Below are 12,149 nucleotides of genomic sequence, written 5' to 3'. Positions count from 1 at the left end.
AGGTGGAACTCGCACGCTCGATTCAGGGATGAACCGCATGGAACTGGCATCAGTTGCTCGCGACTCCTATTTTGCCCCCTCCTCGAAAGCTGTCAACTTTGAAGCCTCCTCACTTTATGAAGTGCGCGAAATCCTGCAGGAATTGAATTATCTCCTACCTCAGGGATCACTGTGCGATCTCGAGGAAACCGCATACGTTTCCGAGTTGATTCAACTTCAGGCCAAACGGCTGCGCGTTTTGGTCGTCGAGGCCGAAAACCGGTTGGTGCATTCGCTGGTTGCCCGCCGGATGGCCCGGGCCATTCCTCATTTCCAGGCGCGGCTGAACGCCGCGGCCATCTATACTCGAATGCTCAGGAGACTGGTACAGCTTCTCGAAGTGGCGGATGACTGGCGGGTCCGAATCATACAGCCTCAGACCGGTACTCAAGGTCTCTTTCACCTGGTCGGAATCGAAAATAACGCTCAGCTGGGCCAAGAATTACTCACGATGCTCTATCCCTCTGCTCTGGGGACCTGCGCGCTGTTTGACGACCCGGCCGATTGTCTACTTTCTGACCAGCGGCGCCCAACTCAATCGATTCATCGGCTGGGGAACTGGGCTTCGCCGCGGCTGTTCCCCAAAATCGATCAGATTCCGACAGCTTACGTCGCGCTGATACCGGGCCAAAGCCCTTGGACGCAACGCCTTTTTCCCGAGATGATCAGCAAAGTCGAATTCCTGAGCTGAAGTCGGGACGATGACTTTTCGTTGACAAATGCACCTTGTTTTAACGGACTCGAGCAACAATTTGCGCCGGGTACTCGGGCTTTTTTGTTGCAACGAACTCTCCGTTGGCATAGATTACACCTCAATTATCCCACCTTTTGTCAGGAGCTCTCTCCATGGTTTTTGAGCACATTGATCGACGGTCCTTCGTCGGCACCACGGCCGCCGGACTGGGCTACTTTTTAACGGCAAACGCTAACTCCGCTGCTCGCGCGGCCAGCGGACCTAATGGTAAAGTTCATTTGGCCGGTATCGGCGTTGGTGGCAAGGGCCGCAGCGATATCGAACAAGCTGGCAAACTCAGCGAAGTTGTCGCTCTGTGCGATATCGATGAAACCGGTGGTCACCTCGGCGGCGCTTCGGACAAGTTCCCCAGCGCCAAAAAATATAACGATTTCCGCAAAATGCTCGACGAAATGGGCAAGGATATCGATGCCGTGACGGTCAGTACTCCCGACCACACGCATGCTCTGGCCAGCCTCACGGCCATCAACATGAAGAAGCATGTTTACTGCCAGAAGCCATTGGCCCACAGCGTCTTCGAAGCTCGCCAGATGCGACTTCTAGCCAAAAAGCATGGTGTCTGCACCCAGATGGGCAACCAGGGAACGGCGGCCAATGTTCTGCGTCGCGGCGTCGAATTGATCCAGGAAGGTAAACTCGGTAAAGTCACCGAAGTTCACGTCTGGACCAACCGTCCTATCTGGCCGCAAGCTCCCTGGGTGACTGCTCGATTGGGCAAAACCCCCGTTCCTGATACGGTCCACTGGGATCTCTTCCTTGGGCCAGCATCCGATCGCGAATACGCTCCCGGCTATCACCCTTTCAACTGGCGTGGCTGGTGGGATTTCGGAACCGGTGCCCTGGGCGATATGGCCTGCCACACCGCCAACCTGGCGTTCATGGGCTTGAAGCTGACCTCGCCGACCAGCATCGTCGCTGAAGCGGGCGATGTGAACCCCGAAACTTGCCCCTCATGGGCGCAGATCAAGTTCGAGTTCCCCGCGGTTGGAAGTCGCGGACCGATCACCTTCAACTGGTACGAAGGCAAGAAGAATATCGACAAGGATAATAAGAACTCGGGCAACAAGGTTCTGCCTCCCGCCGATCTTCTGGCCAAAGTTCTCCGTCCGAATGAAAAGCTGGTGGATAGCGGCTCGATCATCGTCGGCGACAAGGGAATTCTCTATTCCCCGAACGACTACGGTGCCGATTTCCACATCTTCCCCGAAGCGGAGTTTCAGGGCATGAATCTCAGGACTCCTGAGAAGTTGACCAAGAACAACGGCGGCGACGATGGTCAGAAGAAAGAATGGATTGAAGCGATCAAGGCGAGCAAACCCGAATTGGCTTTCTCCAACTTCGACTATGCGGGCCTTCTGACCGAAGCCATTCTGCTGGGCAACGTGGCGATTCGTACCGGCAAGCCGCTGCAGTGGGATGCGGAAAAGCTGACCTGCACCAATTGCCCCGAAGCCGCCCAGTACATCAAGCTCGCCGCCCGCAAGGGATGGGAGATCGATCCGTTAGTCTAAACTGTGAAAGGTTGGCGCGATACAAGTCGCGCCAACCCCTTAAATGAATCTTGAACCCCTTCTGCATTTGCTCGCCGATGAGCCGGAAACTCCCGTCGATGTGACGGAGATCAATCTACTTCTATCGACCGACGAATATCCCAATCTGGATGTGCACCCGCTGGTGGAACGTCTGGACACCTACGCGGCGACGCTCCGGCCCCGATTGCGCGGCGTGCACTCCCTCGAAACCAAAGTCCTGGAACTCTGCCAGTTTCTCTTCGGGGAACTCGGTTTCACCGGCAACCAGGAAGACTATTACGACCCTCGCAACAGCTACATGAACGAAGTGATGCATCGGAAGCTAGGCATTCCGATCACTCTCTCAGCGCTGGCCATCAGCGTCGGACAGCGGGCCGGGATGAACATTCTCGGGGTGGCGTTGCCCGGACATTTCATTGCCCGAGCTCAATACGAGGACGAAATTATATTTTTCGATCCGTTCAACGACGGCCGGATACTCGACATTACCGAGTGCGAACAGTTGATCGAGCGGATTACCGGTAAGCCCTTCACGGTGACTCAGGACACTTTCCAAACCGCCTTACCCGGCGAAATCGTGGTCCGAATGCTGAACAACCTGAAGGGAATCTATCTCGAAAAGGGAGATTTCCTCCGCTGCGGCCGAGTCATCGAACGGCTGAAGATTCTCCTACCGGCCGATCCGCATCAGAAGCGAGATCTCGGGCTGTGTCAGGTGCAACTGCTTCGTTACGGGGCGGCCATCGATAATTTGAAGCAATATCTGGAATTGGTACCCGGGGCCAGCGACGCCCAGGCGATCAGCAAAATACTGAACCAGGCGACCTCCATGGTCGCCAAGTGGAACTGATAAGATTCACTTCGAATCCGAAGATTTGCTCACTACCGTCAATTCGTCTTCCACCTCTTCCACACCCACCGTGCCCCGGGACAGATCGAGAGCAGTCGACTTGCAGGCTTCGTCCGGAACCTCGCCCTTAATTCGCACACCTCGTTCGGTCTCGAAGACTTCGAAATTGCAATTGGCCAGAGCCTTTTCCGATTCTAAGCGGATTTTTACCCGCTCTTTTTTGCTAAGTTTTGCTTGAAGGGGATTATTCAAACGAGGAGTTTTTTCGAGAACGGCGTTGGTCCGTTCGGAGACGATAGAACCGATTTTGATCACGATTTCCACATCGTTGCGATTGCAGCCGGCACAAAAGAGGAGTGCGAGTAATGGCCAACAATTCTTCATATTCGAAATCCTTTCCCTGTCCCTATGTTATTCCTTGGAGCGGAAAAGCGAAAGGAATTAGCACATGCGTTTCGTCGATCTGACCTGGCCCGATATTCAGGAGATCCCGTGCGACGGGGTGGTGGTGGTTATCCCTATAGCCGCCTGCGAGCAGCACAGTTTGCATTTGCCGGTTTTTACAGATACGATTCTGACGACGGCTATTGCCGAGGGTTTGGAACGCGCCTTGCAGGCAAAGGTGCTCCTGCTGCCGACGCAATGGCTGGGAGCCAGCGATCACCATCTGCCGTTTGGCGGAACACTCTCGGCGCAGGTTGATCGCCATATCGATCTGGTGGGCGACTTGATTCGTTCCGTCCTGAAGAGTCAGTTCACCCGAATTATGATCCTCAACGGGCATGGCGGGAACATCGATACGATGAAGGTGGCTTTGCAACGGCTGCAACCGGAATTCCCCGACCGACTGATGACGGCGGCCACCTACTGGGAAGTGGCCGAGGCGGAATTCGCCGAGTTGGGGCAGGGGCCGCGCCGAAAGATGGGCCACGCCTGCGAGTACGAAACCTCGATGATTATGGCTCTTCGTCCCGATCTGGTGCGAACCGATCGCATCCGCAACGACGACACCCGATACCGCGACGAGGCCTGCCGGGGTGTTTACGTAGCCGAGGATATGAGCCAGTGCACCCGGCAGGGAGCCGTCGGCTATCCGGAATTCGCCACGGCCGAGACCGGTAAAGCCCTGCTGGAAGCCGCTGTGAAACGGCTCGGGGAAGTGGTCGAAGCCCTTCTTCGAAGACCGCTGCCTTCAACTGATTCTCCGCTCCAGCGGATGCGAATCGCCTAACTGATTGAATAGATGCCGTATCCCGTTCGCCAAATTACGGTCTGTCCGAAGTGCGCCCGCGAAGCCGTGCTGGTGGAGGCCGCCGTACCTCCCAGCGTACTGCGCGAGGGCGACCGTATCGTCTGGACCAATTGGGAACTCCGCAAGGACGAAACCTATTTCTACGACCGCTATCTGCTCGAATACCCTGGCGACAATCGACCCAAGCGTATGGTGCTGGTCAGCGAATTATCCTCTCGGGCCTACATCTGGCTCACGACGATGCCGGTCCTGATCGCTGGTCTGCTGCTGGCCTTATTCATTTCGAATATTCATGGCAATCACGTCGTGCTGATCCTCATCAGTCTGATCGTGTCGGCGGTTCCCCTGTGGCTCATCAATAACCGCGCTGATAAGAAAATCGACCAGGATCAGGAACTGGTGGAAGCCTTCTGGGAAGAGGCCGCCCCGCAGTTTCACGCCAATGCTTTCAACGTCAAGCAAATGGCCATGGTCTATGAGATCTGTCTGTTTGAATCGCACCAGCGGATGCCGATTGTCCGCTTCGGGGAAATTCTGCGACAGACAAAAATCTGTGCCAATGCCGTCAACTCCCGCATGGAGGAGAACGGCAACACCCGGATGTACCGGCTGATGGTATCCAGCACGCTGCGGATGCTGCAGGTCGAGGATATCACTGCAGTTGCGTTAGTCCTGCGCCTCCTCGATCACATTGCCTCGGTCGCTTCAGGAGAATTGCCGCTAGCTTATGCGGATGAAGTACTGCAGATGCTGCCCCGCGCGACCGAAGACCGCGAAGTTCGCGTCCGGCTGCGCGTCCTGCTCTGCCAGAAATGGTTCGAAGTCGGCTGGCAGCCGCGAAAATTGCATTTGATGGGAAAACTCTACCCCAGTCTGGGTCAGGCCATCGCCAGCGAAAATGAATCGGGACTCTGGAACCTTTACACGCTCTGGAAACGAGGCAAAGTCTACGACTGGAAGACCCTCGGCGAAGTCGAAACGGTCTTCTCGCTGGCAGGGACGGAAGGCGAACTCTCCCAGATCCTCCTCAAGGAACCCGATCTGTTGATGATGATTCAGCGCTCGGAAGCTCTGGGTGGAACGGCTGAACATGCCATTGTGCTTTGCGAAGAAGGGCTGTTTTTCGACAAGAAGAAAATCGACGATGTCAAGTTCACCGTCTCTCCCAAAGTTCCCAAGGAAATTGTTCGCAAATTGCACTCCTGGACCGACTACTACTTTGAAACGTTCCAGCATTATGTCGAGTATTATCAGCAGCAGGAGAAGGACGCTTACCACGAACTCCTCTGGAAGCAGCGATTGATCACCTGCGAGAACTGCCAGACTCCTTTTCTGGCCGTTCCGGGCGAAGCGGGCATCCTTGCGGGAGCCGTGGTATGAAGGATCGCATTTATCTCATCGGTTATCGCGGCTCGGGCAAAAGCACGGTCGGCCCCCTTCTGGCGCAGCATTTGAATTGGCGCTATGTCGATGCCGATACCCTTTTCGAACAGAAGCACCAGACGACGATTCGGGAATACTTCGCCGCACAGGGCGAGCCGGCCTTTCGCGATCGGGAGTCGGAAAATCTTCTCGAACTGAGCCGGGAACACAAAACGGTCATCTCCACCGGCGGCGGCATCGTTCTCCGGGAAGAAAATCGGAAAATTATGAAGAATACCGGCTTCGTGGTCTGGCTGAGTGCCAGCCCGGAGACGTTATTCGGCCGGATTCACGCCGATATGACCACAGCGGACCGTCGGCCGAACCTTGCTGGCGGCGGATTGTCCGAAATTCAGCAAATGCTGGATATTCGCACGCCGCTCTACACACAATTGGCCGATCTTCAAATTTCATGTGACTCCTTATTCCCGGACCGCGTTGCCGCTGCTATTCTGGAAGCATGGGATTCCCGCTTTTCGTCTTCGAACCCTATTTCCTGATTTGCGCTTTCGTTCTGGGCACCATCATCGGTAGCCTGCTGAACGTCTGCATCTATCGGCTGCCGCTGGAAAAGAGCATTCTCTGGCCCGGTTCACGCTGCATGAACTGCCTGACGCCGCTGCGCGGCTGGAGCAACATCCCGGTACTCTCCTACATTATCTCGCGCGGTAAGTGCCGTCATTGCGGCGTGCCCTATTCCAGCCGGTATATGTGGATCGAGTTGATGACCGGCACTCTATTCGCGCTGCTTTTCTATGTCGAATTTCACTGGAACGTTGAAGGTATTCCCTTCATCAAAACTCACAAATATCGTCTGGAACATGGCGATATCCCCTGGCAGATGCTGGTTCTGTTCGTTCGGGATGCCCTGTTCCTCAGCTATCTCATCGTGGCCACCTGGTGCGATATTGACCACAAGCTGATTCCGCTGACGGTCACCCTCCCGGGCACTGTCTTCGGCCTGATCTTCACGACTCTGCTCCCCTGGCCCTGGCCGAATAATCCAATGGTGGCCGCGGGCCTGCCGAACAATCAGGGTTGGTTCATGCCGGAACTGCACGGCCTGATCCCGGCCGGGCTGACTGCGTGGCCGGTTTGGGGGCCGCTGCCCGAATTTCTGCCCCCGGGCAGTATTCAACTCGGTCTGGCGAATGCTCTGGCCGGGGCTCTGGCGGGGATGTTCTTTGTCCGGGCCGTGCGTTTTCTGTTTATGATTGTGCTGGGCCGGGAACCCTTGGGGCTGGGCGATGCCGATCTGATGATGATGGTTGGGGCCTTCCTCGGCTGGCAGATGACCATTATCAGCTTCTTCGTCGGCTGTCTGGCGGCACTGTTCATCAATTTGCCACTGGAAATCTTCAAGAAGAAGGATCAGGAGGAGGGATTTCCGTTCGGGCCGGGGTTAGTGCTCGGGACTTTGATCACCTGGTTCAGTTGGCGTTGGCTGGGGCGTGAACTTCAGGACATTCTGTTCTCTCCCTTCATTCTGGGAGCCTTGGCAGTGTTTATGTCGGGCGGCATTCTGGTCATCACGCCTCTGGTGACATTCGTGTTGAATCGGGGGCCCGAAGAGCCGGCGGGAAAGTAAGAGCATGGCGAAAATTGCGATTGTCGATTACGGAATGGCTAATCTCCGCAGTGTCCAGAAAGCGTTCGAGCGGGTCGGGCACGAGGCGGTGGTCACTTCCGACCTGAATGAGTTAGCCGAAGCGGAAAAGCTGGTACTGCCCGGCGTGGGAGCCTTCAAGGATGCCATCGCCAAGCTGCGCGAAACGGGGCTCGATCAACTCATCGACGAGCATATTGCCGAGGGCCGGTTGTTTCTGGGCATTTGCCTAGGTTTTCAGATGCTTTTCACGCGCAGTAGCGAGGATGGCCTGCACGCCGGTCTGGATATCTTCCCGGGCGAGGTCGTGCGTTTTGCAGCCGAGCCGGGCTTAAAAGTGCCGCATATGGGTTGGAATCAGATCAAGATCCTGCGAAATTGTCCGTTGTTCCAAGGCCTTCCACCCGAGCCCGATGTCTACTTCGTGCATTCCTATTATGTGAAGCCGATGGAAGATGATTTGACGATCACCGAGACCTGTTACCCGAAGCCGTTTACCTCGGCGATCTGGCGGGATAACCTGTTTGCCACGCAGTTCCACCCGGAGAAGAGTCAAAACGTCGGTTTGAAGATGCTGCAAAACTTCGCCGAGATGTGAACGAAATCTAGTTTTAAACTATTACCAAACAAAGACTTGCGTGGCACTGCCAGTGTACACGAATAATAGTCATAACCTATTAACCAAAAAGACTTTGCGTGGCACTGGCTCCGCCAGTGCGTCATTCCCAATTCAGCGCCCCCTCCCATTTATTGCTCAGGGCTTCTGAAAAACCCGCACGTAGTCAACTGACGTCAGATAGGGAGGCTTGCGCTCGCTATTACCAGAAGGGTCATATCGAACTCCATCAAAAAGGATTTCTACTTTTAACTCTTTAATAATTTTTACAGCTTCTGTCCTATAAATTTCTATGCCGTTCAAGTAGAAGATGAATTCCTTTTCGGTCCAAAGTAAAGAGTGAATATGGTAGTCTTCTCCGAGTCCTTGAGTGGCTTTTAGCTTGGTATTTTGCTTGGCATAGGATGCTAACTTGGGGAGATAGTCAATTTTGCCCATGTTAGGTTGGCTCGAATTGAGGACGATTCCACCAAGGGGTTGTTCAGCGCCTTTTGTGTAGTGGAAGATATCTATGCAATCTGTGACTTCACTCAACAAAGATAAGCCCACAAAGTGGCCATCAAGTTGTTGAGATCTCATCCTCGCTTCGAAATAACCATATTTCCATTTAACTTTTGAAGTCAAACATCCGCCGAAAAGTGTTTGGTTCACCCGCTTCAACTCAATATTCGCATGCCCCTTTCCATCCAGATAGACAGAATCTTTTGAAAGAGGAAGTCCATTCCAATTGTCCCTGTCCGAGTTCCATTTGCTAGCATCCACTTTGGTGCCATCGAATTCGTCATTCCAAACCAGTTTGTAACCTTCGGGCAATTTAACCGCCGGTTTCATCTCCTCTCGCAACTGTTTCTGGATCTTCTCTTCGTTGTTTTCCCGCGTGATCGCAGCCACCGCCTCTACCGTCAGCTTCCAATTCGCAACTTCCTTTAGCTCCTTCTCGGCCGCAGTCGCCAGTTCGTCCTTCTTGAGTTTCTTGTACTCTTTCACGACCGACGTGAAGCTGTTCTCCAGGGCCGTGCGGAGCGACTTGGCTTTTAAGCTCAAAGGAGGCTGAGCCGATTTGGGCAAGTCACCCTTATCATGGAAAAGCAGCCACTCGGCTTTTATCTGATCTACGAGCTTTTTGTTACCGTCTTTTCGAGCCGCCTCTTCCCGATGCTCGAACCAGTCCCGGGATGCGTTCAGATACTTTTCCATTTCGGAGATGTAAGTCGCCTTGGCTGCGTTGAGCTTGCGACGGAGGGGTCTCCATTACTGACCGCGATCTTCGCTTTGAATGCGGCCAGTTCTTTCTCGACGGCCGTGGCTTCGGTATCTTTAGAGGCTTTAGTATACTCTTTGATGGCCGTTTCGTAGGCCGCGATCAAAGTCTTGCGTGCGTCGGAAATATCCTGTTTGAGGGGATTCGGTAATGATTCGGGAGTTTCATCTTTGTCCAGAAAAGCTTGTCGATCCAACTTGATCAACTCGGCCGTCTTATTGTTGCTTTCTTTTCGGGCTGCTTCCTCGCGCTGGTCGAGCCAATTGCTAACCGAGGTGTACCACTCCCGCAGTGCCTTGTCGTAGCGATCTTTGGCCGCATCGAGATTTTTGGCAACGGCATCGTCCTGAGCGAAGGCAACGCAGGCGAACAAATTGAATAATAAGGCCAAACATAAGAGTGGGTATCTCATGGCTAACTCCCCGAAAAAAACTGATGAAAAAAGTTGCGTGCCAATGGCTATGCCAGTGTACACGAATAATAGTCATAACCTATTAACCAAAAAGACTTTGCGTGGCACTGGCTCCGCCAGTGCGTCATTCCCAATTCAGCGCCCCCTCCCATTTATTGCTCAGGGCTTCTGAAAAACCCGCACGTAGTCGACTGACATCAGATAGGGAGGCTTACGATTGTCTTGTGCTGCAAGATCGTTCCTGTCTTCCGAAAGTAGCAGTTCGATAGCCAATTCATCGTTAATTTTGGGGTCATGTGCCCGAAGAATTTCAATGCCATTCAGGTAGAAAACGCATTCCTTTTCCGTCCAGAGAAGAGAATGAATATGGTAATCTTCTCCAATCCCTTGAAATGCCTTTATACTGGAAATTTGCTTGAGATAAGTTTCGAGCTTGGGTACAAAATTGGTTGTTCCACCATTAGCATGGCTGAACTGAATAGTCTTACCACCAATCGGTTCCTCAGGAGCTTTTACATAGTGAAAGATGCTAATCCATCCCACACGATCTCCTAGTAAAGCAAAGTCTGCAAAATGGCCTTTCAATTGTTGGGTTCGCATTCGTGTTTCGAAGTAACCATATTTCCATTTGCCATTAGACATCGCTAAACCGCCGAACACGGCCTGATTGATTTTCTTAATTTCCAGAATCATGTGCCCCTTACCATCCAGGTAGATCGAATCTTTTGATACCGGATGTCCGACCCAATTATCTCTTTTTAAATTCCATTTCTCAACGTCTACTTTCGTCCCGTCGAATTCGTCATTCCAAACTAGTTTGTAACCTTCGGGCAATTTAACCGCCGGTTTCATCTCCTCTCGCAACTGTTTCTGGATCTTTTCCTCGTTGTTTTCCCGCGTGATCGCAGCCACCGCCTCTACCGTCAGCTTCCAATTCGCAACTTCCTTTAGCTCCTTCTCGGCCGCAGTCGCCAGTTCGTCCTTCTTGAGTTTCTTGTACTCTTTCACGACCGACGTGAAGCTGTTCTCCAGGGCCGTGCGGAGCGACTTGGCTTTTAAGCTCAAAGGAGGCTGAGCCGATTTGGGCAAGTCACCCTTATCATGGAAAAGCAGCCACTCGGCTTTTATCTGATCTACGAGCTTTTTGTTACCGTCTTTTCGAGCCGCCTCTTCCCGATGCTCGAACCAGTCCCGGGATGCGTTCAGATACTTTTCCATTTCGGAGATGTAAGTCGCCTTGGCTGCGTTGAGCTTGCGACGGAGGGGGTCTCCATTACTGACCGCGATCTTCGCTTTGAATGCGGCCAGTTCTTTCTCGACGGCCGTGGCTTCGGTATCTTTAGAGGCTTTAGTATACTCTTTGATGGCCGTTTCGTAGGCCGCGATCAAAGTCTTGCGTGCGTCGGAAATATCCTGTTTGAGGGGATTCGGTAATGATTCGGGAGTTTCATCTTTGTCCAGAAAAGCTTGTCGATCCAACTTGATCAACTCGGCCGTCTTATTGTTGCTTTCTTTTCGGGCTGCTTCCTCACGCTGGTCGAGCCAATTGCTAACCGAGGTGTACCACTCCCGCAGTGCCTTGTCGTAGCGATCCTTGGCCGCATCGAGATTTTTGGCAACGGCATCGTCCTGAGCGAAGGCGACGCAGGCGAACAAATTGAATAATAAGGCCAAACATAAGAGTGGGTATCTCATGGCTAACTCCCCGAAAAAAACTGATGGAAAAAGCTACGAAGATAAATTGAATTTGAGATTGTTTTAATAGAACTGGTGGGAATCTTCAAGCAAATCGAATCTGCATCTCCACTACCGGGTGGCCGAGCATCCAGCAATCAGCAGGCCTCTTTTTTGCCGCCTTTAACGAGCACCAGCGTAGTCCTATAACCCCTATTGTCCGCCCATCCCCTTTTTTCCATAAATTCATTCAGATTCCGCCAAATTGCAATTGCGTTCCCGCAATAGGCGCGTTCTAATCTGAAAGTTATTACTTTTCCGACTACGCAATACAGTTGCTTATCCCATTTTGCCGATAGTAACGTCAATTGCGAAGGTTGGGTAATACGGTTTACGCAAAGGCTTGCAATTAAACCGGCCGTTCTTCACTAGGAGTTTCACCATGAACGCGGCAACCTTTTTACCAACCACCTCCGACAGCGCCATCCTAAAAGTTCTTCGCGAAACCGTTGTCGAAAGCACCGATGTCCTGGTAGAGGAATCGGAAGATCAAGTGGTTTTGCAAGGATCGGTTCCCAGCTACACCGCCAAGCAGGCTGCCCAGGAAGCCGTGCGAAGCCACTTGGGCACCCGCAAGCTTCTGAACCGCCTGAAGGTCTACCGCATCTGACCGGCGGCCACTACTTTTATCGCTCAGCCCAGCTTCCTTCCAAATAGACCGCCTCAATCCT

At 53.1% G+C, this 12,149-nt stretch carries 13 protein-coding genes; 9 read left to right on the top strand and 4 right to left on the bottom strand.

The genetic code is table 11. The annotated features are described in order from the left end of the window. Positions 1 to 37: 37 nt before the first annotated feature. The 3 genes from KIH39_RS17735 (at position 38) to KIH39_RS17725 (ending at position 3,175) form a co-directional block, all read left to right on the top strand. Positions 38 to 730 carry a hypothetical protein gene (locus KIH39_RS17735; RefSeq protein WP_213494566.1) on the top strand — a complete coding sequence of 231 codons (693 nt, stop codon included), beginning with the start codon at positions 38 to 40 and terminating at the stop codon, positions 728 to 730. A gap of 155 nt (positions 731 to 885) precedes the next feature. Further along, positions 886 to 2,304 (top strand): Gfo/Idh/MocA family protein, encoded by a 1,419-nt coding sequence (locus KIH39_RS17730; RefSeq protein WP_213494565.1) that lies wholly within the window; start codon positions 886 to 888, stop codon positions 2,302 to 2,304. Between the two features lie 43 nt (positions 2,305 to 2,347). Further along, positions 2,348 to 3,175, top strand: a complete 828-nt coding sequence (locus KIH39_RS17725) for a SirB1 family protein (RefSeq protein WP_213494563.1) — start codon at positions 2,348 to 2,350, stop codon at positions 3,173 to 3,175. Between the two features lie 6 nt (positions 3,176 to 3,181). Here the strand turns inward: KIH39_RS17725 and KIH39_RS17720 are convergent, their stop codons facing one another. Next, complete coding sequence (locus tag KIH39_RS17720; protein ID WP_213494562.1) at positions 3,182 to 3,559, bottom strand: BON domain-containing protein; 378 nt, start codon at positions 3,557 to 3,559, stop codon at positions 3,182 to 3,184. A 64-nt stretch (positions 3,560 to 3,623) separates the two neighbouring features. Here KIH39_RS17720 and KIH39_RS17715 point away from each other — a divergent pair, with 64 nt between their 5' ends. From KIH39_RS17715 to hisH, 5 genes are read left to right on the top strand one after another with little or no spacing between them, the layout of a single operon-like run. Next, positions 3,624 to 4,406, top strand: a complete 783-nt coding sequence (locus tag KIH39_RS17715) for a creatininase family protein (RefSeq protein ID WP_213494561.1) — start codon at positions 3,624 to 3,626, stop codon at positions 4,404 to 4,406. 12 nt (positions 4,407 to 4,418) lie between these two features. Beyond that, complete coding sequence (locus KIH39_RS17710; RefSeq protein WP_213494559.1) at positions 4,419 to 5,807, top strand: hypothetical protein; 1,389 nt, start codon at positions 4,419 to 4,421, stop codon at positions 5,805 to 5,807. Beyond that, positions 5,804 to 6,349, top strand: coding sequence for a shikimate kinase (locus KIH39_RS17705; protein ID WP_213494558.1), 546 nt, complete (start codon positions 5,804 to 5,806; stop codon positions 6,347 to 6,349). The genes KIH39_RS17710 and KIH39_RS17705 overlap by 4 nt, the downstream gene beginning before the upstream one ends. Further along, positions 6,310 to 7,437: a prepilin peptidase gene (locus KIH39_RS17700; RefSeq protein WP_213494556.1), complete on the top strand. Its 1,128-nt coding sequence runs from the start codon at positions 6,310 to 6,312 to the stop codon at positions 7,435 to 7,437. Before KIH39_RS17705 ends, KIH39_RS17700 begins: the two co-directional genes overlap by 40 nt. A gap of 4 nt (positions 7,438 to 7,441) precedes the next feature. Continuing rightward, entirely contained in the window at positions 7,442 to 8,053 is a 612-nt protein-coding gene (hisH, locus tag KIH39_RS17695) for an imidazole glycerol phosphate synthase subunit HisH (RefSeq protein ID WP_213494554.1), read from the top strand. Between the two features lie 156 nt (positions 8,054 to 8,209). Here the strand turns inward: hisH and KIH39_RS17690 are convergent, their stop codons facing one another. From KIH39_RS17690 to KIH39_RS17680, 3 genes are all read right to left on the bottom strand, one after another. Continuing rightward, positions 8,210 to 9,268 (bottom strand): glycoside hydrolase family 16 protein, encoded by a 1,059-nt coding sequence (locus tag KIH39_RS17690; RefSeq protein ID WP_213494552.1) that lies wholly within the window; start codon positions 9,266 to 9,268, stop codon positions 8,210 to 8,212. Continuing rightward, complete coding sequence (locus KIH39_RS17685) at positions 9,253 to 9,744, bottom strand: hypothetical protein (RefSeq protein ID WP_213494551.1); 492 nt, start codon at positions 9,742 to 9,744, stop codon at positions 9,253 to 9,255. The genes KIH39_RS17690 and KIH39_RS17685 overlap by 16 nt, the downstream gene beginning before the upstream one ends. A 159-nt stretch (positions 9,745 to 9,903) precedes the next feature. Beyond that, complete coding sequence (locus tag KIH39_RS17680; RefSeq protein WP_213494550.1) at positions 9,904 to 11,439, bottom strand: glycoside hydrolase family 16 protein; 1,536 nt, start codon at positions 11,437 to 11,439, stop codon at positions 9,904 to 9,906. 421 nt (positions 11,440 to 11,860) lie between these two features. Between KIH39_RS17680 and KIH39_RS17675 the strand changes: the two genes are divergently transcribed. Beyond that, on the top strand, positions 11,861 to 12,088 hold the full coding sequence (locus tag KIH39_RS17675; protein ID WP_213494548.1) for a BON domain-containing protein: 228 nt from the start codon (positions 11,861 to 11,863) through the stop codon (positions 12,086 to 12,088). The last annotated feature ends 61 nt before the right edge of the window (positions 12,089 to 12,149 follow it).

It is taken from the genome of Telmatocola sphagniphila, from assembly GCF_018398935.1.
GTDB classification, from domain to species: Bacteria; Planctomycetota; Planctomycetia; order Gemmatales; family Gemmataceae; genus Telmatocola; species Telmatocola sphagniphila.
The sequence above is the reverse complement of the archived record's forward strand: the minus strand, read 5'-3'. Positions and strand labels throughout refer to the sequence as shown.